Genomic DNA, 24,191 nt, shown 5'->3' on the forward strand with positions numbered 1-24,191 from the left:
ACTTTGTAACCAAATTTTTTTCAATGTTACAAAGTAAAAAAACATCTCAAAAAATAACAATGGCCCCTAATATCCAAACTCAATAAAACAGATACATATCAACTACTAGGCTAGTTTTTAAGCATAAAAACACAAACCTTAATAGGCCAACTATGTTGAGTTAAATAGCGTTAATTGCCTCTCTCCCCCTGCTTACTTCACCCTATAACTCGTTACATACAAGTTACTTTTTGTTACTTAAAATCAATAACATAAGTGACAGTGATCGCTTTTTGATTATCTATCTTCCCTATAATGCTCAGCCACTTATCGATATCGACATCACAAGTAAACAAGCTAAATGTTCGGTATCGCTGGCACTTTATGGATAAAACAATATTTAAATATTCTGCTTTATCTTCAAACGACAAGGAAAATGTATGCATTATCAAAGATCAGTCATTTCATGTGTTGTCTCTCTGGCATTACTCACTGGATGTAACAATGCAGTTGATCAAACCACAGAGGATGAAACCATTACATCTAGTGTTGAGTCTAAAGTCCCTTATTTTGCCGATTGGCCGCAAATCAATAGCGCCGTTGCCGTTGACCCAACTATTGAAGCGGCTATTGTTACTATTCTTGAGCAAATGACCCTAGAAGAAAAAGTAGGTCAAATGATTCAACCCGATCTACGTGAAGTGACCGTAGAAGAAGCTAAACAATATAAGTTAGGTTCATTATTAAACGGCGGTGGAGCTTGGCCGAATGATGATAAATATGCCACGGCATCTGATTGGGCAGAAAAAGCAGACGAATATTATGACGCCCTAGCAGAAGCCTATGAAGATAGACCTTTTAAGATCCCTTTTATGTGGGCAACAGACGCCGTTCACGGTCATAACAATGTCTACCGAGCCACAGTATTTCCACATAATATTGGTTTAGGTGCAGCCAATAACCCTGACTTAATCTATGAGATAGGTGTTGCCACTGCACAAGAAATTGTAGCAACTGGCCTAGATTGGACCTTCGCGCCTACCGTCGCTGCACCTCGCGATTACCGCTGGGGGCGTGTCTATGAAGGTTACTCAGAAGATCCTGAAATTATTTATCAATTTGCAGGGCAAATGGTGGCAGGCCTACAAGGTGGTGCAGAAGGACTAAAAGGTCAAACCAATGTTATCTCTAACGTAAAACATTGGGTGGGTGACGGCGGCACTTATGATGGAGAAGACCGAGGCGAAAATCACTATAGCGAAGAGTACCTTAGAAATATCCATGCAACCGGATACTTTGCCGGCTTAGATGCGGGTGCGCAAGTGGTAATGAGTTCCTTCAATTCATGGCACAACGAAGCTAATTATGACCAGACAGAAAGCGGTGAGTACAATTATAAACTACACGGTAGCAAATACTTATTAAATGATATCTTGAAAGAAAAAATGGGATTCGATGGAATTATTGTCACCGACTGGAATGGCCAACAAGAGATCACAGGTTGTACTGCTGCAAACTGTCCAGAAGCAGTGAATGCCGGTAATGATGTTTTCATGGTAACGTCAAGAAGTGATTGGCAAGCTTTCTATAATAATGTCATTGATCAAGTCAATGATGGCACTATCTCAATAGAACGCATTAATGATGCCGTTACACGTATCCTACGTGTGAAAATGCGAGCAGACCTATGGAACAAACCTAAACCGTCAGAGCGTGAATTAGCCGGAAATACGGATATCTTAGGCTCAGATGAACATAGAGCTTTAGCGCGACAAGCAGTGAGCGAATCATTAGTGTTACTTAAAAACAACAATGATCTATTGCCTTTAAGTAAAGAGGCGACTTATATAGTCACGGGTAGTGCTGCTAATGACATTCAAAAGCAAACCGGTGGATGGAGCTTAACATGGCAAGGCACTGAAAATACTATTGAAGATGATTTCCCTGGAGCAACCACGCTGTTAATGGCGCTGCAAGATACAGTAGGTACTGAACAGGTATTTACCGATGCCTCTGAAGCACCTGAAGATGCGATTGCCATCGTGGTGATAGGTGAAGATCCTTATGCAGAAATGTTTGGTGATATCAAATCAACACAAACACTACAATTTTCATCTTTAGATAGCACTTACGCTGCAGACCTTGCAACGGTGCAAGCAATGAAAGAAGCGGGCCATAAAGTAGTGACTGTCTTCTATTCTGGTCGCCCTCTTTATGTCAATGAAGAGATCAATGCCTCAGATGCCTTTATTGCGGCTTGGTTACCAGGTACTGAAGCCGGCGGTATCACTGATGTGTTATTTGCAGAAAACGACATGGACTTTACTGGACGCCTCTCCTACTCATGGCCTATGACAGTTTGCTCAACCACTATCAATCGCCATGCTCCGAATATTACAGATTACAGTACGCCTGTAGATGGCAGTACTGGGGAATTAATTGAACAAGATATTGAAGGCGAAAATAAACCGCTATTCCCTTATGGTTATGGATTAGGTTACGCTGCTAGCGATACCCAATCAGTGACCACTGACTTAGACAATATTGAACTTGATCAACGTAATTATGGCTGTGGTCAAACCGAACCTGACACAGATACCGCGACGGTCAATTTAGAAATATATGGTCGAGAATCATCTGGTGAATTCACCGCTCGTATCAGTGGTGAAGCCAATGGATGGGCCGGTGTAGAGGTATCAAATGGTTCAGAAACGACCATTGGTTCCGTCACCACTACACCTATTAACTACTTACATCAACAAGATGCAATTAGTGTGAACTTTAGTGGAGAATCAGCAGCACAAGTGTATTTACAGACCAGCGATACCAGCGGTATCGATAAATACAGTTATGTGAATGCCGAGGCTACTTTGCAATTTGATATCGACATGAAAAGCACTGCGCCAGAGAGCCTTATCCTAGCGGCACATTGTGAATGGCCATGTTTAGGTGAAATCGCGATCAATAAGGTATTACCCGATGCAAGCGCGGCAGATGAAAGTAATTGGACAACTATCAAGATCCCGTTATCTTGTTTAGTTGACGAAGGCATGGACTTTTCTGTAGTGAATACTCCTTTCTTACTGTATTCAACGGAAGCCGTAGAATTTAACTTAGGTGAAATTCGTTACGTACCCAACAGCATAGATGCAGCGGAAGACGCGATCAGCTGTGAAGCATTACAAGAAGATGCCCTAGCACCATTAGATAGTGATGACCTAGCCGTGCGAGATACTTGGCTTAATATCAGCACTTATCAAACCACAACAGAGGATTGGTCTAGTATCGACGGTCATGTCACTTATAGTGAAGAAACTATCGACGACCAAACAATCTTATCCATTGTTTACGATGCAACTAGCCCTGAAAGTTATAAAGGTATTGTGAGTATTGATGGAGATGCGCAAAACCTATCTAACTATGCAGACGGGACGCTAACTTTTGACTTATATATTGAAAGTTACGGAGAGCCTGCGAATGAAGGGGAAACCGCTACGGAAGGATTGGTGATCAAAATGGAATCTGAAAATGGAGTTGGCAATGATTTCCTACTTCCTAAAGCCAACTACAACACCGGAGAATGGTATACAGTGGTCACTAACGTGAGTGATTTAAATACTGGTACTTTGGATATCACCACTATCAATAAACCCTTAGCATTACTCGCTTCTTGGGGATCTTCTCAAGCTGGCTTTAGTTTTAAAGTAAAAAATATACAGTTAACTGAATAAAGCTAATCAACCTTAAGGTACTAGCCGTTCTGCTAGTACCTTATTTTCCTTTCCTTTCCTTTCCTTTCCTTTCCTTTCCTTTCCTTCAAAATTTATTGCAATTGATCTAAAGTAAGCCAATAAGCGTAATAGTTAAAAAGCATTTTTAAAGGAATAAAATCATGTTTAAACATCTATTACCTGCACTATTTTTGTGCCTCACATCAATGAGCAGTTACGCTAATATTGAAATCCAATTTCGCGATGGTGCACCAAAAGATAAATTTACCATCAGCAATAACAGTCAATGTACGCTTCAAAACTTGATGATTAACATTGACCTAACTAAGAGCGCGGGACGCTTAATTTTTGATACCAGCGCCTCAGGTCAAGGGGTAGAAGTCTTCCAACCCTTCGAAGTTACTGCAGGTAACATCACGCTGCATACTAGCGATAAAGTCAACGATGGCGATAAACAACTAGCTTTACTGATTAAAACCATGAATGCCCAAGAGATTGTAAGCTTCACCATTGACGTTGATGACACATTAAGTAATAGCGAATTAGGCAATATTCGTGTAACCAGCTCTGAAATTGCACAAGGTAATGTCAGCGCAAGCATTAGAGGAAACAAGGCCATCCAAGCTGCTTTTGATAATAGTGGTAAAGCGATACTGCTCATGGAAGGCTGCTCTGTGTAAGTGTCATTGTTCGGATTTCACGGTAAAACCCGAACACTTAAACGCCAAACAGCAGCTTCATGGCATATCAATAGCGCTTTATTTAGAGGTTAACGCTTTGACCATCACACTAAGTTGCTGCACAGCCTCTTCAGCGCTCAAAGACTCGCTATTAAAGTAATCACTGATAAGCTGAATAATTTGCCCCTGCTGATGGCTACTGGTTGCCATATTTTGGGTAAATGATGGTACTTTCACTTTATTATCAAAATCTTGTGCTGACTGTTTTGAACAAGCATCAAAACCGCTTAAGTCTACATTTTGGCGTGCTGGAATAGACCCTTTTACCTTGCTAAATTCAATTTGAAACTCAGGTGAGATTAATGTGTTGACGAAGGTTTTTTGATTCGCTAATTCAATCTCTGTATTGACTTTTTTAAACAAAACAAAGCTATCAATATTATAGCTAAATACCCCTTCTGTGCCCGGTGCTGGTACACATTGGTAATCTTTTAATGCTTCTTTACCCGCAGCAGTCCAGCTCCCTTTCACCCAATCTCCCATAAAGAACATTGCGGCTTGATCATTAATAAACGACTGTGAAGCCCAAAACCAATCTTGCCCCTGTTGTGCAATGGACGTGTAAGCATGTAAACGCTTAAATAGCTTAAAAGCTTCAACCATCTCAGTAGAGTTAATGACGCTATTATCAAAGTGAACAAAGGCTTTAATATAGTTCTCTGGACCTAATACAGAAATAGCCACAGATTCAAATAACAATGCATCTTGCCAAGGTGTGCCTCCCATGGATAAAGGTTTAACTCCTTTGGCTTGGATAAAATCAGCCACAGCAAAGAACTGTTTCCAGGTTTTAGGCGCAGCTAAACCAAAACGTTTAAAAATGTTGCTATTTAACCATAACCAGTTAACCCGATGAATATTAATAGGAACGCCCATATATTCTTGGTCAACGGAAACATCATCAATCACTACTTCCGGTAAAAAGTTAGTCCAAGCCTGGGTATCCACTAGCTGATCGATGGACACTAACATGCTTAACTTATCCCATTCATTAATATCTGGCCCTTTGATCTGAGCTGCTTCTGGTGGTGTGCCTGATAAAGCGCGCATCTGTAATACATGGATAGCGCCATCACCGCCGCCGCCAACAATTGCAAAGTCTTCAAACTCAATATCATTGACTTTAAGGTGATCAACCAACACTTGTTTTGATTGTAATTCTCCGGGTTCCGTCCACCAGTGTAATACTTCAAAAGGCGCTGCTTGCAAGCTATTAGAGAGCACCAATGCTCCTGAGCACACAAGTATCGATAAAGGAGATAAGATAGTTTTTTTCATTAACATGCTCTTGGAAGAATGACACATACCGCTAAGCCACCCTGCGGATGATTGAACAGATGGATTTCACCACCATGTGCTTGAATGATATTACGAGCAATACCCAAACCTAAACCATGCCCTTGTTTATCATTATGTAAACGCACATAAGGTGTAAATATTGAACTTAAATCAGAATCTGCAATACCCGGACCTTGGTCCCTTACTGTAATCACTAATGAGTGCGCGGAATCTTTGACAAATACATCAACTTTGCCGCCATATTTCACACCGTTATCAATAACATTAGATAAGGCTCTTTTTAAGGCATGCGGTTTGCCTCGGAAGGTTTCATTGGTATTAATATGTAATGAGATAATCTCTTTTTGTGTACCAACAATCTGCTTTAACAATTTATGGATATTAATATTCTCAATATTTTCATGGATATTGGTGTCTTTCACTGTTTGTAATGCCGCTTTAACCAGCATTTCTAGATCTTCTAAATCAACATTAAAAGCATCTGTTTGTTTTTCATCTTCTAATAACTCTGCGCGTAAACGTAAACGAGTGATCGGTGTTTTTAAATCATGTGATATTGAACGAAATACCTCTTCTCTATCTTTGATATAGCTTTGCAGTTTTTGCTGCATATGGTTAAAGGCACGCGTAGCGGCAACAATTTCAGTTGCCCCCTGCTCTACTAAAGGTGGTTTAGTGAAGTCGATACTGAACTCACCTACCGCCGATGCTAAATTCTTTAAGGGCTGTGTTTGCCAATAAAAAATCAGATAGATAAACATTAATAAAATAAAGGTAGTCACTGTTATCGACACAAACTGCTGTGTTGATATTGGAGACGGATCATCTAATAAATAAGGGGGTGGTAATACTGCCGCTAGGTATAACCATTCATTTTCACCTAACTCCATTTGTAACACCAAAATTGGCGGACTCACCGACGGAATCATTAAACTATAAGCGCCCCAAGATGGTGGTAAATCTTTAAGTAGAATATTGTTATTAATAACATGCAAGTCATCAGGACTAGAAAACTCTAGATAAAGCGCTCTATGCTCCCCCAATTTTTTCTGCACAATATTTTTCATATCACCCAACACTTGCTGCTTTAAATCACTGTCATTAATCGGGTTAATATCGATCATCTTTTTATTTAAAGACACAAAGAAACGGGAGCCACCTAAATCACGAAGTTGCTCTAACACCAAGTGACGATAACTATTGGGTAATTTTTGAAAAAACGAGATAGTACTGACGGCACTGTTCGCTAAGTTTTGGGCATTAGCGATCACCGCATTTTTTTCAGTATCAGCGATCTGTGTTACCCAAAAAAGGCTGGTTAAGCTTTGTGCCAATACCACTGACACTATGGTCAGTAACAACATTCTCGAGATTAAGGAACCAAATAGCTTTCTAATATAGGCCATATTTTACCAAATTTACTTATTCAGTGAGCTGCTGTATTTCAGCAATAAAAACGTAACCCGCACCACGCACTGTTTTAATGATTTGCGGTTGCTTTGCATCGTCGCCAAGGTTCTGGCGTAAACGACTTAGGTGTACATCAATGGCACGTTCGTTTGAAAAGGCATCACGACCATGAAGAGTTTGGCAAATTTTATCTCTGGAAATAGCCTGATTAGGGTTTTCTAAGAATAACATTAGTAGTTGGAAATCCGCGCCAGTTAAGGGCAAGCTCTCACCGTTATCATTTAATAAAGTTTGTTGTAACGCATCCAGCTTCCACTGCGCAAACTTCATAAAGCGTGGTTTTACCGAATCAATGGCTGCTTTATGGAAAGCACTGCGACGTAATAAAGCTTTGATCCGTGCCAATAATTCACGCGGACTAAAAGGTTTCGCCATATAGTCATCCGCACCAATTTCTAAGCCTAAAACTCTGTCCACTTCGTCGGAGTTTGCAGTTAGCATAATAATAGGCACATTAGAGGTTTGACGAACACGCTGACATAATACAAAACCATCATCACCTGGCATCATAATATCTAGTACAATCAAGTCTGGTTGATGCACTGATAATTGCTTTTCCATCGCAACACCGTCTTCAGCAGCAATCACTGAAAAGCCTACTTTACTTAAATATTCAGATAACAACTCTCGAATTGTTTTATCGTCATCGACCACTAAAATCTGTTTACTATTTGACACATGCACTCGCTTATTAAAGAAAAGATTTACTCAGAAAAATATCACCGAAAGAGAAACCATTTTAAACTAAACAGATGATCGCAAACAATAAACTGCATGGTTTTGTTGTAGAGTATTGATTCAACCCGCAAAAACACAACAAAATCACTAAAAAAACACACAAATAAAAAGGCTATTATTCAAACAAAAATATAGTTAAGCGATTTAATTTCAACAACATAGAGACACTACTAATTTTAATTTAAATAAACCTGTTTTTTAAGCTTGCACTGACTAAAAACGATGATAAAATGCGCGCGTTTTCAAATTCAACTCAAATTATTTTAACGATTAACTATTAAACGGAGGCCTATACAATGCAAACACTTAACATTGACTCATCTAGATCTCTGAATCGTTATTTTAACCCCCAAAAACAATACTCATTACAACATCGAGAACGTACAGTCGAACCTTGAGCCATTTGCCTTAAGAAACTGTAAAACCCGTACCGAATATTTGTAATTAATCTATTGCTATGCCCTATTTACTCAATTTATTTTTATAAATTGATGTATTTTAATTTTTCCAATTTAGTGGAGCGTAAAATGCCAAACGTCCTAAATTTAGCACCAGAATGTCACTCTTTAAACGATTCAGAAGTACCTGTTGTGACTTCACCGTATGACTTAACACCCGATGAAGTGTTACTAAGTCAAGAACACTATGAATCTGAAGTGCGTTCATACCCACGTCGTTTGCCGATTGCTATCAAAAGCAGTCGAGGTGCAATTGTAGAGGACACTAAAGGTCAAGTGTATCTGGACTGTTTAGCATGTGCTGGTGCATTGCCATTAGGTTATAACCACAGTGAAATTAACCAAGTATTGATTAACCAAATTAATATGGGTGTGCCTCACCAAACGTTGGATTTAACCACACCAAGCAAAGATGCATTTATCAAAGCTGTGATGCAGTTTTTACCGACTAACTTTGCTAAAACAGCACGTATTCAATTTTGTGGTCCTTCTGGCGCAGACGCTGTTGAAGCGGCAATAAAATTAGCTAAGTTGTACACTAAACGTAATACCATGATGTCATTCCAAGGTGCTTACCACGGCATGACGAATGGCTCACTAGCATTAACGGGCAACTTAGGCTCTAAAAGTCGTCGTACAGGCTTAATGTCAGACGTGCACTTTATGCCATTCCCATACAGCTTCCGTTGTAAGTTTGGCTTAGGTGGTGAGGCTGGCGCACAGCAAAGTATTCGTTATATTGAATCAGTATTATGTGATGACGAGTCAGGTATCACTAAACCTGCAGCGATTATTGTTGAGCCAATCCAAGGTGAAGGTGGTGTGATCCCAGCGCCTAAAGAATGGTTACAAGAGTTACGTCGTATTACTACCGAGCATGGCATTTTATTGATCTTTGATGAAGTACAATGTGGTATTGGTCGTAGTGGCGATCACTTTGCTTTTGAAGAATCAGGCATTGAACCAGATATCCTGATCCTATCTAAAGCGATTGGTGGTGGTATGCCGATGTCGATTATTCTTTACCATGAGAAATTCGATTGCTGGAATGCAGGTGAGCACACAGGTACGTTCCGTGGTAACCAATTAGCCATGGCAAGTGGAGCAAAAACATTAGAAATCATCCAACGTGATAATTTAGCAGACAATGCAGCACAACGTGGTGAGCAACTACGTGACGGTTTACGACGCGTACAAGCCAACTTCCCACAGATTGGTGATGTACGTGGTCGTGGGTTAATGAATGGTATTGAAATAGTTAAACCAGGCGAAACAAATGGTTTAGGGCAAGCCGTTGCAGATCCGCAATTAGCTATCGCCATCCAACGTGCCGCGTTAGAGTTAGGCTTGATCATTGAAAAAGGTGGACGCCAAGGTGCGGTATTACGCTTCTTACCACCACTCGTGATCAGTGAAGTACAAATTAACTTTGTGATTGAAACGATCGAAAAAGCGATCAGTATTGCAGTGGAAGCACAATAATGACAGCAAGCAATAACTGGTCAGCGTATTTTGCTCAGCTTGGTGAAAACCAAGCTTTTGAGCAAGCAACGGCACAGACTAAAGCAGCCATTGACGGTTTATTTCAACATGCAACTAAGCCCTACTCAGGGCTTGAACCTGCATTATTAAAACAGCAACTTAACGGCGTTGATTTTTCACAACCTGCACCACTTGCAGAAGTGATTGAAACCACCAACGAATTAATCGCTAAAAATTCATTATTGGTACAGCACCCGCATACTATTGCTCATTTACATACGCCGCCTTTAATTGCGTCGATTGTCGCTGAACATTTTATTGCTGCATTAAACCAATCTATGGATTCTTGGGATCAAGCACCTGCTGCTACGTTTGTTGAGCAGCAAATGGTTGATTGGTTATGCGCAACATACCAACTTGGCGAGCGTGCCGATGGTGTATTTACCAGCGGTGGCACACAAAGTAACTTAATGGGTTTATTATTAGCCCGTGACTGGTATGCATACCAACAATCGCAACATGATATTCAACAAGATGGTCTGCCACACTATGCTCAAAAAATGCGTATTATTTGCTCTGATAAAAGTCACTTCACGGTACAAAAATCAGCGTCATTAATGGGCTTAGGTGAGCGCAGTGTTGTATTGGTAAAAACCAATGTACAAGGTCAAATTGATGTTGATGAATTACAGCTAACTATTGATGCATTAAAAGCGCAGGATCTATTACCTTTTGCAGTTGTAGCTATGGCAGGAACAACCGACCATGGTGCAATTGATGACTTAGAAGCGGTTGTTAATATTGCACGTAACGCAGGTTGTTGGTCACATGTTGATGGCGCTTATGGTGCAGCATTACAATTAAGTGAACAACATAAAGGTCGCCTTAAAGGCATTGAACTTGCTGACTCTGTGAGTGTTGATTTCCATAAACTGTTTTATCAAACAATCAGTTGTGGTGCTTTATTGATTAAAGATAAAGCCAACTTCAATACCCTATTACATCACGCTGATTACTTAAACCGTGAAGGCGATGAACTGCCAAACTTAGTAGACAAAAGTATCGCTACTACCAAACGTTTTGATGCATTAAAAATGTTCATGACATTAAAAGCAGTGGGTGAAAAACAGTTCGGTGAATTTTACGACCACCTGTTGTCATTAACCCAGGAAGTGGCAGATAAGATCAATCAAAACCCACACTTTGAGTTATGTTGTACACCATTGCTGTCAACAGTATTATTCCGTTTATCAAGTAAGATTCAAGGTGAGCTTAATGATGTCGAGTTCAATCAATTACATCAAACCTTGCGTTTACAACTATTAACTAGCGGTGAAGCTGTGATTGCAGAAACGAAAGTTGATGGTCAACTAGTGCTTAAATTTACGTTATTAAACCCATGTTTAAACAGCGCAGATTTTGATTCATTAATCGCTAAGATTGAAACTACTGCCTTGCAGTTAATCAATCAGTAACAATTTAAAAGTCGTTTTAATATAACAACAGACTAACAATGAGATTACTAACACTAGCGTTTCTCGCTAGTAGTTAGCTAAGCAATACACGAAAGAATAAATATAGGGATCAACATGTCTGTACTACAAATAGGCGCCGGTGGCGTAGGATGGGTGATAGCACATAAATGTGCACAAAATAACGATGTTTTTGGCGATATTACTATTGCTTCTCGTACTTTATCTAAGTGTGAGAAGATCATTACTTCTATCAAAGGTCGTAATAACCTAAAAGACAGTAGTAAATATATTAGTGCCGTTAAAGTAGATGCCGATGATGTGGCTGCTTTAGTTGCATTAATCAATCAAGTACAACCTGATTTAGTGATAAATGCAGGCCCACCATGGGTTAATGTGGCCATCATGGAAGCTTGTGTACAAACTAAAACCGCTTACCTAGACACGTCAGTAGCCACTGATTTATGTAGCCCAGGTCAACAAGTACCTGAAGCTTACGACCCACAATGGGCCTTTGCTGAGCGCTTTAAAGAAGCAGGTATCACAGGCATTTTAGGTGCTGGTTTTGATCCTGGTGTGGTGAGTGTATTTGCTGCCTATGCACACAAACACCTATTTGATGAAATTGACAGCATCGATGTAATGGATGTTAATGCCGGTGATCACGGTCAGAAGTTTGCAACCAACTTTGACCCTGAAACCAACATGCTAGAGATCCAAGGTGACTCTTTCTATTACGAAGACAAACAATGGCATCAAGTGCCTTGTCATAGCCGTATGATGGAATTTGATTTTCCAGTAGTTGGTAAGCAAAAAGTCTACTCAATGGCCCATGATGAAGTACGTTCAATGGCTGAATATATTCCAGCTAAACGTATTGAGTTCTGGATGGGTTTCTCAGACAGTTACCTAAACTACTTCAATGTAATGCGTACTATCGGTCTATTAAGTACAGAGCCAGTTACCACTTGTGACGGCATCACTGTTGAACCATTAAAAGTATTAAAAGCGATCTTGCCTGACCCAACCTCTTTAGCACCAGGTTACACAGGTAAAACCTGTATTGGTACTTGGTTACGTGGTAAAAAAGATGGGGTGGCAAAAAGTGTGTTTATCTACAACATATGTGACCATAAAGCCTCATACAATGAAGTTGAACACCAAGCGATCTCTTACACAACAGGTGTACCTGCGATCACTGCTGCATTACTTTACTTCCAAGGAAAATGGAGTGATAAAGGTCTGTTTAATGTTGAACAGTTAAACCCAGATCATTTCTTAGAGCTAATGCCAACAATTGGTTTAACGTGGGAAGTAATGGAACTACCAGCCGAGTAACCAGACCCCCCTTTGTATCTACTATGGCGAAGTATTTACTTCGCCATCTTTTTATTCGAGTAAATAAAAGACTATGGCAGTACTTGATAAATCATCAAAAGACAGTTTAAACACCCCTTACTTTATGATTAACGAACAAGCGTTAATTAATAATCTTGAAAAAGCCAAACAGTTAAAAGCGATCTCAGGCGCTAAATTAGTGCTGGCTTTAAAGTGCTTTTCAACTTGGGGTACCTTTGACACTATCAAACCCTATTTAGACGGCACAACCAGCTCAGGGCCTTATGAAGTAAGATTAGGACACGAAAAGTTTGGTGGTGAAACTCATGCTTATAGTGTTGGTTATTCCGATGCGGATATCGAAGCAGTAAAACCACTATCAGATAAGATTATCTTTAACTCATTATCACAGCTAAATCACCATTATCAGCAGTGTAAAGAGGATGCCTCATTAGGTTTACGTATCAACCCTGAAATGAGCGTAGCCGGTCAAGACTTAGCCAATCCAGCGCGCCCATATTCACGCTTAGGGGTGAAGCAATCATTATTAGACTTATCTGTGACTGATAAAGTAGATGGTTTTATGTTTCATATGAACTGTGAAAATAAAGATGTAGATGCGTTTATCAAGGTATTAGATCATATCTCCTCTACCTTTGCTGCTTACTTAGATAAATTGTCATGGTTAAGTTTAGGGGGAGGTATCTTTTTTACTTACCCTGGTTACCCAATTGAAAAGCTTGGTTTAGCCTTAAAAGCCTTTGCTGAAAAACATGATTTGCAAGTGTACCTTGAGCCTGGTGAAGCCATCATTACTCGTACTGCTGACTTAGTGGTAAGCGTCATTGATATTGTTGAAAACGAAAAGCAAACCGCCATTGTAGATAGCGCCACAGAAGCACATCGATTGGATACATTAATTTATAATGAGCCTGCTTCGGTAAAAGAAGCGTCAGAAGATGGTCAATTCCCCTATGTGATTGGCTCTTGCTCTTGTTTAGCAGGCGATCAATTTTGTGAAACTCAATTTGCACAGCCTTTACAGATAGGTCAAAAATTGCATCTATTAGATAGCGCTGGTTATACCATGGTTAAACTTAACTGGTTTAATGGCCTGAAAATGCCAAGCATTTACTTTGAAAAGGTAAATGGACAAATTGAAGTATTAAATGAGTTTGGTTATGAAGACTTTAAAGGCACTTTAGGGCGTTAAAGCATCAATCCCGAAAAGTAAAATGCCCATCAATCAGAGTAAAAGATGGGCATTTTTAACTAAAGATTAACTGGACAAAAACTATTCCTACTGAGTAGCACCTTGTTCTTTTGCCTCTTGCACTTTAGCCACCTGTGCTTGTAACTTTTTCTGAATATTATTTAAATCAATCAGCGAATATTTATATTCAATAAAGTCTTTTACGTTAGTCGCAGCACTTAGTTTTAAGTAATAAATGGCTTTATCCAAGGCATTATTATTCATGTGCCAATGTGCTAAGTAATAGTAAGCCTCACATAAACGTTGTGCTAACTCTTCGTTAGTTTGGATGCCATTAGCAATATTATCGAAGAAATCTTCCTCCGATAAATCACCATTAATCACTTCTACAATCGCCCAAGCAAAACGCTTATCATCATCTGCCTTCTGCACATTATCTAATTGTGTTTCTGCAGCAGCTAAATCCACTTGTGAATTGATAATGTAACGCCACAACACACGATAAGGGTCACTTTTATCAAGGTCATAGAAGTGCTCTATATCCTGTTGCGCGCCATCCAATCGCCCGACTAATGATAAACCAATGGCACGGTGCAAATAGCTATATTGCATAGTATCTGATAATTCAATCGCAGAATCAAAGGCATCAAAGGCTTCATCGTAGGCTTCCCCCAATAATAAATACACACCCAGTGAGTTATAAGACTCAGCTAGAGTAGGATCTAAATTAATGGATTGGGTAAAGTCATAACGACTGTGAGCGCTAAGTCCCATACGGTCATAGATTAAACCACGTTCGTATAATAATACTGCACGTTGTTTATCATCAATATTTTCTTTATCTGCAATAAGTTGGGTAAGTCGCAACAGCTTTACTTCATCTTGGTAAGTAACCTGTACTGGTGTTGCAATAGGGAAGACGGAGTTTCCTTGTCCCGTGGCGGCTAGTGTATAACTTTTATTTTCATTATTTAAGCTTGAACAAGCAGTGAGTGTAACAACTGAGAAAACTAGAAATAATTCTTTTAAAGATATTTGCATGGTTAAACCCTTCTAAACAAGAGTTTCAAGAGTGTACTATATCTAAGATAATGTAAAGTTTTGCCTTACAATTGAACAATTAATCAATGAATTACGTTTAAAAATACTACTGAACTGGTATTGGTATAACAAAAAAGCACTGCAATGCAGTGCTTTTTAGTGGTGAAAATAACCTTATCAATTACATAATGGCATCTTGATCTGCGCCTTCTTTTTCCACAACTTCTGGAATCATATGGTCGCGAGAAATCCCTAATTTAATGGCTAATGCACTTGCCACGTAAATAGATGAGTAAGTACCAACAAAAATACCAATCAATAATGCGGTTGCAAACCCATGAATAAGCTCACCACCCACTACAAACAATGAAACCAAGGTTAAAATAGTTGTACCTGAGGTAATAATCGTACGGCTCAATGTTTGCGTTAAAGATTTATCAACAATATCAGAAGGAGTATCTGATGCTAATAAACGGAAGTTTTCACGAATACGGTCAAATACTACGATAGTATCATTTAACGAGTAACCAACTACCGCTAGTAACGCCGCTAATACCGTTAAATCAAATTCAATTTGGAATAACGAAAAAATACCTAAAGTAATAATGATATCGTGTGCCAGTGCTAATACAGAGCCCATTGCTAGACGCCATTCAAAACGCATACTTACGTATAACATGATACAGACCAGTGCGATAATGATAGCGATACCGCCATTTTCAGCTAGCTCATCTCCTACATTGGGACCAACAAACTCGATACGACGCATATCTACGTTACCAAAGTCTGCATTTGTTAATGCATCTAACACTTGGTTACCGATCACTTGCCCTTTTACACCTTCGCGAGGCGCTAAACGCACCATCACTTCATGACTACTGCCAAAGTGTTGCACAACTGCATCTGGGAATTCAGCATCCGCTAAAGTAGTACGCACATTTTCAAGGTTAGCAGGTTGTTCAAAACCTACTTCAATCAATGTACCACCAGTAAAGTCTAATCCCCAATTTAGCCAGTTAATGCTTAGCGTCACAACAGAAAGGATCACTAGTATTAACGATAACCAGGTTGCAGGATTTGCAAATTTCATGAAGCCAATAGTTTGCTTCGTTTTAATTATTTCAAACATAGTGCCCCCTGCTTAGATAGAAAGTTTTTTAATGTCATTACGTCCACCCCACACGGCATTAACAATTGCACGTGTACCGAAGATAGATGTAAACATTGAAGTTAAAATACCGATTGCTAGTGTTACCGCAAACCCTTTCACTGGACCTGTACCCACTGCGAATAAAATAACCGCTGTAATAAAGGTAGTAATGTTTGCATCTGCAATGGTTGATAACGCATTTGAGTAACCTTCGTTTATTGAGCGTTGAACAGATTTACCTGCTTTCAGCTCTTCACGAATACGCTCAAAAATAAGTACGTTAGCATCAACCGCCATACCAATTGTTAGCACAATACCTGCAATACCCGGTAAGGTTAATGTAGCCCCTGGAATGAGCGACATGAAACCAACAATCATCACTAGGTTTAGAATCAAAGCCGCATTCGCCACTACGCCAAACTTACGGTAATAGATGAGCATAAAGATCACCACAGCTAATAGACCATAAATCATCGCTTTCATACCATTATCGATATTTTGCTGACCTAGGCTTGGCCCGATAGTACGTTCTTCTACGATTTGAATCGGTGCAGTTAAGGCACCGGCACGCAGTAATAAAGCTAAATTATGTGCTTCAGCAGTATTATCTAAGCCAGTAATACGGAAACTACGACCCAATTGTGCTTGGATAGTCGCAACGTTAGCCACTTCAATACGTTTTTCAGTTTCAGCTTTACCGTTAGCTTTTTTCTTACCCGTTGGTAAATACTCAATGAATAGTGTAGCCATTGGTTTACCAATATTATCTTTAGTAAAGCGAGACATTTTACTGCCGCCTTGTGAATCTAAAGAAATATTAACCTGTGCACGACCATATTCATCTGCGCCAGACTGCGCATCCACAATGTGGTTACCGGTTAAAATAATTTTCTTCTTAACAACAACAGGTAAACCATCACGTTCTTTATATAACGCAGAAGATGCAGGAATTCGTCCAGCTAATGCATCAGACACATCAGTATCAGAATCAACCGCATGGAATTCTAACGTTGCTGTCGCACCTAAAATTTCTTTAGCACGAGCAGTATCTTGAATACCAGGTAGCTCAACCACGATACGGTCTTCACCTTGACGTTGTACTAATGGTTCAGCAACACCTAACTCATTAACACGGTTACGTAAAATACCTAAGTTTTGCTCTAACGCATCATTTTTTGCAGACTTGAGTTTTTCATCTGTCATGCTAACGGTTAGGTAGAAAGTACCACCCGTCTCTTTTTCTGCGAAGCTGTAACCTGGATTTAGTGGCTTCAAGTAATCAACAGCATCATCTAAGATATCTTGAGAAGTAAAACGAACAATCACGCCCGTTTGTGTTGATGCTTTTTCAATGCCACGATAACGGATTTTTTGTTCACGCAATTCAGAACGTAAATCTTGAACTAGCTGATCTTGCTCTTTGCTGATCGCTTCGTCCATGTCAACTTCCATTAAGAAGTGAACACCACCACGTAAATCTAAGCCTAATTTTAATGGCCCACCACCAATAGCTTCTAACCATCCAGGTGTTGCAGCCGCTAAGTTAAGGGCTGTTACAAAACCATCACCAATGTTGGCGCGGATTGCTTCGCTAGCGAGTAATTGATCTTCACTTGAAGTCAATCTAACAAGAATTTGTCCATCTTCTAGGATGGTAGATTTTGGTGAAATATTAGTTTGTTTAAGGATATCTTGTACTTTGTCTAAAGTAGATAATTCAACTTTAGCACCACGAGTCGCTGAGACTTGTACAGCAGGATCTTCACCATAAAGATTTGGAGCAGCATAAACTAGGGTAAATAAAACGATAAACCCGAGTAGTAAATACTTCCAAAGAGGGTATTTGTTTAACACGATAATGTCCTTTAATTGACGCTAAAGGTAAAAAACTAACACCGTAGTATTGGGAAATACATTATCACGATGTTAGTCGTCAAAAAGGCAGGATAACCTGCCTTTTTTATTTAGATTGATTTAAGCGTACCTTTAGGTAGTACAGCTGTAATAAAATCTCTTTTGATTACGATAGTGTTATTTTCATTTAACTCTATTTGAACGTATTCACTTTCAGCACTGATTTTAGCAACACGGCCGATTAAACCACCAGTTGTTAGTATTTCATCATTTTTGCTGATGCTTTCCATCAGGTTTTTATGCTCTTTAGTACGACGCGCTTGTGGGCGGTAGATCATAAAGTAGAAAATAGCTGCAAAAACTACCAACATAAAAATCATTTGCATGCCGCCGCCATCTGCTGGTGCGCCTTCAGCTGCTGCATGTGCTTGAGAGATAAATAAACTCATGTTATATCCTTTATTGTATAAAAATTAAACTATCTAATGGTTTGGTAATAGTATTGTGTTATCAATTATTTAGAACTGGTTTTTCTTTTCCAATTCGCTTATAAAATATATCAACAAACTCGTCTAATGTACCTTCTGAAATGGCATCACGCAAACCTTTCATCAAACGTTGGTAATAACGTAAGTTATGGATCGTGTTTAAGCGTGCCCCAAGGATCTCTCCACACTTGTCAAGATGGTATAAATAAGCACGAGAATAGTTTTTACAAGTGTAACAATCACACTCAGCATCTAATGGACTTTGGTCTTCACGATGCTTAGCATTACGAATCTTAACCACACCATCAGTAGTAAATAGATGGCCATTTCGTGCATTACGTGTTGGCATTACACAGTCAAACATATCCACACCACGACGCACACCTTCAACTAAATCTTCAGGTTTACCTACGCCCATTAAGTAACGTGGTTTGTCTTCAGGGATCTTAGGTGCAATGTATTCTAAAATGCGGTGCATATCTTCTTTTGGCTCACCTACCGCTAAACCACCAATGGCATAACCGTCAAAACCAATTTTCGCTAGGCCTTCTAAAGACACATCACGTAAATGCTCATAACAACCACCTTGAATAATACCAAACAATGCATTTGGGTTTTTCTGTTCATCAAAACGTTTACGGCTACGTTCAGCCCAACGTAATGATAATTTCATTGAAACATCCGCTTCTTGCTCAGTAGCAGGGTAAGCAGTACATTCATCAAAGATCATCACAATATCTGACCCTAGGTCATATTGAATATCCATTGATACTTCCGGTGATAGGAACACTTGGTCACCGTTTACTGGGCTTCTAAAGTAAACGCCCTCTTCTTTGATTTTACGCATTTTACCCAGGCTGAATACTTGGAAACCACCTGAGTCAGTTAAGATTGGACCTTTCCAGTTCATAAAATCATGTAAGTCACCGTGCTGACGGATCACTTCTTGCCCTGGACGTAACCAAAGATGGAAAGTATTACCTAATAAAATTTCTGCACCTGTTGCATCCACTTCTTCAGGTGTCATCCCTTTTACCGTGCCGTAAGTACCCACAGGCATGAATGCAGGTGTTTCAACCGTACCGCGGTCAAAGGTTAAACGGCCACGACGTGCACGGCCATCTGTTTTAATTAATTCGTATTTCATGGTTTTCCTTATCAGAGAAACAGTCTGATTTTAATTGTACAAACATCGCATTATGCGCTGAGCTTTAACTCAACAAAGCGCTAAAGTGAGTTTTTATGTTGATTTTTTAGTTAAGAACATAGCATCACCGTAACTAAAGAAACGGTATTTTTCTTGTATTGCTGTTTGGTATGCATGGTCAATATTTTCTTTACCAGAAAACGCACTCACCAACATCAACAAGGTTGATTCAGATAAGTGGAAGTTAGTCACCATGGCATCAACCAATTGAAACTCATAACCCGGATAAATAAAGATACTAGTTTCAGAGAAGAACGGCGCTAATGGCAGCCCTTTTGCTAACGTGACACTGGCAGCACTTTCAATAGAACGTACTGATGTAGTTCCTACGGCAATGACTCGTCCGCCTGCTGCTTTGGTAGCAATAATTTTATCAACCACTTGCTGTGACACTTCTGCGTATTCACTGTGCATTTGATGATCGAGTATATTATCTACTTTTACTGGCTGAAATGTACCTGCACCTACATGCAAAGTAACAAAGGCTGAATCCGCACCTTTAGCAGCTATTTTATCAAGAATAGCTTGATCAAAATGTAAGCCAGCTGTCGGTGCAGCCACGGCACCTGGATTTTTGTTATAGACAGTTTGGTAACGTTCTTTATCAGCATCTTCATCAGGTCTATCAATATAAGGCGGTAACGGCATATGCCCGATACGCTCCAATATTTGTAACACACTGTCATCACTGTCTACTTTGATTTCAAACAAAGGACCTTGACGTTGTACCATTTCCGCGTTGACAGCATTTTCTAATAATAATTTGCAGCCTGGTTTAGGAGATTTAGAACTACGGACATGCGCAAGAAAAGTTGTTTCATCAATAACACGCTCTACCAATACTTCTATTTTGCCGCCTGTTTCTTTAGTGCCAAATAAACGAGCTGGGATCACTCGCGTATCGTTGAAGATCAACAGGTCTTTTTCATCCACTAAGTCGATAATATCAGTGAAGTTTAAATGCTGTAATTGGCCGCTATTAGCCTCTAATGAAAGTAGACGGCTATTAGTACGTTCTGGCATTGGATAACGCGCAATCAATTCTTCAGGCAGGTGAAAAGAAAAATCAGCAACTTTCATGTAACGGTTCCAGTAAATAAAAGGCGCAGTATACCTGATGCTAGAAAGGCTGCAAAGGGTTGTCGTTAAAATGAAAAAAGGCGTAGATAATCAGATTACCTACGCCTAAAAAGTGTGCAAAACATGGTCGTATCAGTTAATTAACCTGTTTGCTATCACTCTTCAATCAGAGAATTGATCTCTTCTTCTGTTGCATGACGAACATCGATACCTTTAACTAAGTAAACGACTTGTTCACAGATATTTTGACATCTGTCACCAATGCGCTCAATCGCACGTGCAGATGCTAGTACGTTAAGTACAAAAGGGACAGAGCGCGGATCTTCCATCATGAAAGTCATTAATTCGCGTAGGATACTTTCATACTGACGATTTACTTTTTTGTCTTCGTTATGTACTGCAATCGCTGTATTAAGGTCTAAACGCGTGAATGAATCCAGTGAGTTATGTAGCATTTTAATAACAATTTGCCCCATGTTTTCTAGCCCGATCAACGACGGTACTTTTTTACCATGGTTTTCAATTGCCATTTTAGCGATAGCTGCAACACTGTCACCTACACGTTCTAACTCTGTCACCGTTTTCATAATCGTTAAGATTAAACGAAGATCCGTTGCAGCAGGTTGACGTTTAGCGATGATACGAGAACATTCTTGGTCAACACGTGTTTCAAATTGATTCACTTCGTTGTCTTTTACAATCACTTCACGCGCGAGCTCTAAATCGTTGTCTGCCATTGCAGTTAATGCATCAATTAATTGCTGTTCAATTAGGCCGCCCATTTGCATAACTTGGTTACGCACACTCTCCAGCTCAGTATTAAACTGACCTGAAATGTGACGGTTTAAATTTAAGTTTTCCATTTTAGCTCCTTATTTAACCGTAACGTCCGGTAATGTAATCTTCTGTTTGTTTTTGAGTTGGTGAAGTAAATAGTGTATTCGTATCAGAATATTCAATTAGCTTACCCATGTACATAAATGCAGTTTGGTCTGATACACGCGCAGCCTGTTGCATATTATGCGTTACAATCACCACCGTGAATTTTTTCTTCAATTCTGTAATCAGCTCTTCAACGGTTAATGTTGAAATTGGATCCAATGCTGATGTTGGTTCATCCAGTAATAAGACTTCTGGACCAATCGCAATCGCTCGCGCAATAACAAGACGTTGTTGCTGACCACCTGATAAACCAAACGCGTTATCGTGTAGACGGTCTTTCACTTCATTCCATAATGCGGCACCACGTAATGAGGTTTCACATGCTTCATCTAATGTGCGACGGTCATTGATACCCTGTAGGCGTAAACCGTACACAACATTTTCGTAGATAGACTTTGGAAATGGATTCGGGCGTTGGAATACCATACCAATTCGGCGACGTAGTGATGCCACATCTACTGATTTATCGTAAATGTTAATGCCATGTAGTTCGATATTGCCATCTACTCGACAGATTTCCACTAGGTCATTCATACGGTTAATACAACGTAGTAACGTAGATTTACCACAACCAGATGGGCCGATAAATGCAGTTACTTTACCTTTCGGTATTTTCATTGATACGTTGTGAAGTGCTTGTTTATCACCGTAAAACAAGTCTAAGTTTTTAATTTCTAACGCTGTATTCTCAGGCGTTAGCGTATTTAAATCATTTGTTTTCGCGTTTAAGTTTGATAAATCAATCATTGTCATTCCTACTCTTTATTCACGCACACTAATGTGCGTGATTTTGTAATGTCTAATACGTTAATAGTTAGTGTTAACTTTTAATCACTCTTACCTGTTAATGTTCTAATGCTCTGTATTTTTCACGTAAGTTATTACGAATTGCGATAGCTGCTAAGTTTAAGCCGATAATCACTGTCACTAATAAGAATGACGTTGCATAAACTAATGGACGTGCCGCTTCTACATTCGGGCTTTGGAAACCAACATCATAGATATGGAAACCAAGGTGCATGAATTTTCTTTCTAAATGCAAGTATGGGAAGTTGCCATCAACGGGTAATGTCGGTGCAATTTTTACCACCCCTACCAGCATCAATGGTGCAACTTCACCAGCAGCACGTGCTACCGCTAAAATAAGACCTGTCATAATTGCAGGGCTCGCCATAGGAATAACAATTCTCCATAACGTTTCAGATTTTGTTGCACCTAATGCTAACGAACCTTCACGTAATGTGCTTGGGATACGGCTTAATCCTTCTTCTGTTGAAACGATAACAACAGGTAAAGTAAGAATAGCTAATGTTAAAGCAGCCCATAAAACACCTGGAGAACCAAACGTTGGTGATGGTAATGCTTCAGGGTAAAGTAACTGATCGATACTGCCACCCAAGATATAAACAAAGAAACCTAAACCAAATACACCGTATACAATTGAAGGCACACCCGATAAGTTAATTACCGCTATACGAATGAATTTAGTGATACTGTTTTTACCTGCATACTCATGTAAGTAGATAGCAGCAACGACACCAAATGGCGTCACAATCACAGCCATTAACATTACCATGAATACCGTTCCGAAGATCGCAGGGAATACCCCACCTTCTGTATTTGCTTCTCGTGGATCATCATGTACGAACTTGTACACTTGATGTAACCAATGTCCTACTTTTTGAAAGAAGTTCATATCGTTTGGCTGATAGAAATCAAGTATATAAGATAAAGGCATGCTAACCGAGCGCCCTGTCATATCTTTAACAACAACACTATCGCGTTTCGCTTGGTCACGATAACTAAATAACTCGTTCTCTAAGCCTAAATACTCTGCGCGTAATGCGTCACTTTGCGCTTTAAACTCAGCGATTTTAGCATCGGTTAATTCACCATCTAATTCAACCTTACGTTGCTCTAAACGAATATTCGCTAGGTCATTATTAATACGGCCAATATCACCGGTTAATAAGTCATGTTCTTTATCACGAAACTCTAATGCACGGTCAAGACGCTGATCTAATTCATCAATTAAGTTTGCTTGATCGATTGGTAGTGTTGTTTCACCTTCTTTTATCGCTTCAAGATAACCGTAAAAGTTACCGTTTTTAGTACGCTCAAATACAACAATATCATGAGCTACTTTTTTATCTTTAATATAAGTTTCTAGAATCCATTGAAAATCTAAATCAACATATTCACGGTTACCAATTTTAAGTAAGAAGCGATCTAATGAATCGGCTTCATCTTCTAATCCAGTCACACCACCATCAATTAATTGTTGCTTCAATACATGTTCAGTATCGTAAATTTCACCGATTAATACCGACTTTTCTGCCTGCTGATTTTCAATTGAAAACTCATACACAGTGGCAGGCCAGAAGAAACTTAACCCTCTCCAACCTATTAATAAAATTAACCCAATTACTGCGATTAAACTCAAACTTACAGCACCACCTGTCATCCAAATCCACGGTGTGCCTGATTTAAACCATTTACCCATAATAAC

Annotated in this window: 18 protein-coding genes; 6 read left to right on the forward strand and 12 right to left on the reverse strand. The window is 39.5% G+C overall.

The features are described from left to right. Positions 1-419: 419 nt before the first annotated feature. Both DS885_RS01645 and DS885_RS01650 read left to right on the forward strand, forming a co-directional pair. On the forward strand, positions 420-3,710 hold the full coding sequence (locus DS885_RS01645) for a glycoside hydrolase family 3 protein (protein WP_113817664.1): 3,291 nt from the start codon (positions 420-422) through the stop codon (positions 3,708-3,710). A gap of 161 nt (positions 3,711-3,871) precedes the next feature. Further along, positions 3,872-4,390: an aggregation factor core gene (locus tag DS885_RS01650; protein ID WP_113817665.1), complete on the forward strand. Its 519-nt coding sequence runs from the start codon at positions 3,872-3,874 to the stop codon at positions 4,388-4,390. A gap of 78 nt (positions 4,391-4,468) precedes the next feature. On the opposite strand, the gene DS885_RS01655 is transcribed toward DS885_RS01650, so the two are convergent. Genes DS885_RS01655 through DS885_RS01665 form a run of 3 tightly spaced genes read right to left on the reverse strand, consistent with a single transcriptional unit; the run spans position 4,469 to position 7,897 of the window. After that, on the reverse strand, positions 4,469-5,728 hold the full coding sequence (locus DS885_RS01655) for an ABC transporter substrate-binding protein (protein WP_113817666.1): 1,260 nt from the start codon (positions 5,726-5,728) through the stop codon (positions 4,469-4,471). Then, positions 5,728-7,155 (reverse strand): ATP-binding protein, encoded by a 1,428-nt coding sequence (locus DS885_RS01660; RefSeq protein WP_113817667.1) that lies wholly within the window; start codon positions 7,153-7,155, stop codon positions 5,728-5,730. The genes DS885_RS01655 and DS885_RS01660 overlap by 1 nt, the downstream gene beginning before the upstream one ends. Positions 7,156-7,171: 16 nt before the next feature. Then, the gene (locus tag DS885_RS01665) at positions 7,172-7,897 is read right to left on the reverse strand and encodes a response regulator (RefSeq protein WP_113817668.1); all 726 of its coding nucleotides are present in this window, start codon (positions 7,895-7,897) and stop codon (positions 7,172-7,174) included. Between the two features lie 587 nt (positions 7,898-8,484). On the opposite strand from DS885_RS01665, the gene DS885_RS17485 reads away from it, so the two are divergent. The 4 genes from DS885_RS17485 to nspC all read left to right on the forward strand — a co-directional run bounded on the left by DS885_RS17485 (position 8,485) and on the right by nspC (position 13,920). Then, positions 8,485-9,897 (forward strand): diaminobutyrate--2-oxoglutarate transaminase family protein, encoded by a 1,413-nt coding sequence (locus DS885_RS17485; protein ID WP_181817676.1) that lies wholly within the window; start codon positions 8,485-8,487, stop codon positions 9,895-9,897. Continuing rightward, positions 9,897-11,372: a pyridoxal phosphate-dependent decarboxylase family protein gene (locus DS885_RS17490; RefSeq protein WP_181817677.1), complete on the forward strand. Its 1,476-nt coding sequence runs from the start codon at positions 9,897-9,899 to the stop codon at positions 11,370-11,372. Before DS885_RS17485 ends, DS885_RS17490 begins: the two co-directional genes overlap by 1 nt. Positions 11,373-11,486: 114 nt before the next feature. After that, positions 11,487-12,707, forward strand: coding sequence for a carboxynorspermidine synthase (locus tag DS885_RS01675; protein ID WP_113817669.1), 1,221 nt, complete (start codon positions 11,487-11,489; stop codon positions 12,705-12,707). 73 nt (positions 12,708-12,780) lie between these two features. Next, positions 12,781-13,920, forward strand: coding sequence for a carboxynorspermidine decarboxylase (nspC, locus tag DS885_RS01680; protein ID WP_113817670.1), 1,140 nt, complete (start codon positions 12,781-12,783; stop codon positions 13,918-13,920). An 87-nt stretch (positions 13,921-14,007) separates the two neighbouring features. Here the strand turns inward: nspC and nlpI are convergent, their stop codons facing one another. From nlpI to pstA, 9 genes are all read right to left on the reverse strand, one after another. After that, on the reverse strand, positions 14,008-14,961 hold the full coding sequence (gene nlpI, locus DS885_RS01685) for a lipoprotein NlpI (RefSeq protein WP_113817671.1): 954 nt from the start codon (positions 14,959-14,961) through the stop codon (positions 14,008-14,010). A gap of 181 nt (positions 14,962-15,142) precedes the next feature. Beyond that, positions 15,143-16,090, reverse strand: a complete 948-nt coding sequence (gene secF / locus DS885_RS01690) for a protein translocase subunit SecF (RefSeq protein ID WP_113817672.1) — start codon at positions 16,088-16,090, stop codon at positions 15,143-15,145. 12 nt (positions 16,091-16,102) lie between these two features. Continuing rightward, positions 16,103-17,965, reverse strand: a complete 1,863-nt coding sequence (gene secD / locus DS885_RS01695; protein ID WP_113817673.1) for a protein translocase subunit SecD — start codon at positions 17,963-17,965, stop codon at positions 16,103-16,105. A 110-nt stretch (positions 17,966-18,075) separates the two neighbouring features. Next, the gene (gene yajC / locus DS885_RS01700) at positions 18,076-18,414 is read right to left on the reverse strand and encodes a preprotein translocase subunit YajC (RefSeq protein ID WP_113817674.1); all 339 of its coding nucleotides are present in this window, start codon (positions 18,412-18,414) and stop codon (positions 18,076-18,078) included. A gap of 61 nt (positions 18,415-18,475) precedes the next feature. Then, positions 18,476-19,600 (reverse strand): tRNA guanosine(34) transglycosylase Tgt, encoded by a 1,125-nt coding sequence (gene tgt, locus DS885_RS01705; protein WP_113817675.1) that lies wholly within the window; start codon positions 19,598-19,600, stop codon positions 18,476-18,478. A 93-nt stretch (positions 19,601-19,693) separates the two neighbouring features. Further along, positions 19,694-20,740 (reverse strand): tRNA preQ1(34) S-adenosylmethionine ribosyltransferase-isomerase QueA, encoded by a 1,047-nt coding sequence (gene queA, locus DS885_RS01710; protein ID WP_113817676.1) that lies wholly within the window; start codon positions 20,738-20,740, stop codon positions 19,694-19,696. A 155-nt stretch (positions 20,741-20,895) separates the two neighbouring features. Beyond that, on the reverse strand, positions 20,896-21,603 hold the full coding sequence (gene phoU / locus DS885_RS01715) for a phosphate signaling complex protein PhoU (protein WP_113817677.1): 708 nt from the start codon (positions 21,601-21,603) through the stop codon (positions 20,896-20,898). Between the two features lie 13 nt (positions 21,604-21,616). After that, complete coding sequence (pstB, locus tag DS885_RS01720; RefSeq protein WP_413692974.1) at positions 21,617-22,435, reverse strand: phosphate ABC transporter ATP-binding protein PstB; 819 nt, start codon at positions 22,433-22,435, stop codon at positions 21,617-21,619. 91 nt (positions 22,436-22,526) lie between these two features. Next, positions 22,527-24,188 carry a phosphate ABC transporter permease PstA gene (gene pstA / locus DS885_RS01725; RefSeq protein WP_220149624.1) on the reverse strand — a complete coding sequence of 554 codons (1,662 nt, stop codon included), beginning with the start codon at positions 24,186-24,188 and terminating at the stop codon, positions 22,527-22,529. Between the last annotated feature and the right edge of the window lie 3 nt (positions 24,189-24,191).

The organism is Psychromonas sp. B3M02 (assembly GCF_003318165.1).
Lineage (GTDB): Bacteria > Pseudomonadota > Gammaproteobacteria > Enterobacterales > Psychromonadaceae > Psychromonas.

Bases quoted from the DNA above. Each gene is read 5' to 3' on its own strand.
- DS885_RS17490 (WP_181817677.1), top strand. From the start codon at position 9,897: ATGACAGCAAGCAATAACTGGTCAGCGTATTTTGCTCAGCTTGGTGAA.
- nlpI (WP_113817671.1), bottom strand. From the start codon at position 14,961: ATGCAAATATCTTTAAAAGAATTATTTCTAGTTTTCTCAGTTGTTACA.
- DS885_RS01660 (WP_113817667.1), bottom strand. From the start codon at position 7,155: ATGGCCTATATTAGAAAGCTATTTGGTTCCTTAATCTCGAGAATGTTG.
- phoU (WP_113817677.1), bottom strand. From the start codon at position 21,603: ATGGAAAACTTAAATTTAAACCGTCACATTTCAGGTCAGTTTAATACT.
- DS885_RS01655 (WP_113817666.1), bottom strand. From the start codon at position 5,728: ATGAAAAAAACTATCTTATCTCCTTTATCGATACTTGTGTGCTCAGGA.
- DS885_RS01675 (WP_113817669.1), top strand. From the start codon at position 11,487: ATGTCTGTACTACAAATAGGCGCCGGTGGCGTAGGATGGGTGATAGCA.
- tgt (WP_113817675.1), bottom strand. From the start codon at position 19,600: ATGAAATACGAATTAATTAAAACAGATGGCCGTGCACGTCGTGGCCGT.
- nspC (WP_113817670.1), top strand. From the start codon at position 12,781: ATGGCAGTACTTGATAAATCATCAAAAGACAGTTTAAACACCCCTTAC.
- queA (WP_113817676.1), bottom strand. From the start codon at position 20,740: ATGAAAGTTGCTGATTTTTCTTTTCACCTGCCTGAAGAATTGATTGCG.
- yajC (WP_113817674.1), bottom strand. From the start codon at position 18,414: ATGAGTTTATTTATCTCTCAAGCACATGCAGCAGCTGAAGGCGCACCA.
- secF (WP_113817672.1), bottom strand. From the start codon at position 16,090: ATGTTTGAAATAATTAAAACGAAGCAAACTATTGGCTTCATGAAATTT.
- DS885_RS17485 (WP_181817676.1), top strand. From the start codon at position 8,485: ATGCCAAACGTCCTAAATTTAGCACCAGAATGTCACTCTTTAAACGAT.
- DS885_RS01645 (WP_113817664.1), top strand. From the start codon at position 420: ATGCATTATCAAAGATCAGTCATTTCATGTGTTGTCTCTCTGGCATTA.
- pstB (WP_413692974.1), bottom strand. From the start codon at position 22,435: ATGACAATGATTGATTTATCAAACTTAAACGCGAAAACAAATGATTTA.
- DS885_RS01650 (WP_113817665.1), top strand. From the start codon at position 3,872: ATGTTTAAACATCTATTACCTGCACTATTTTTGTGCCTCACATCAATG.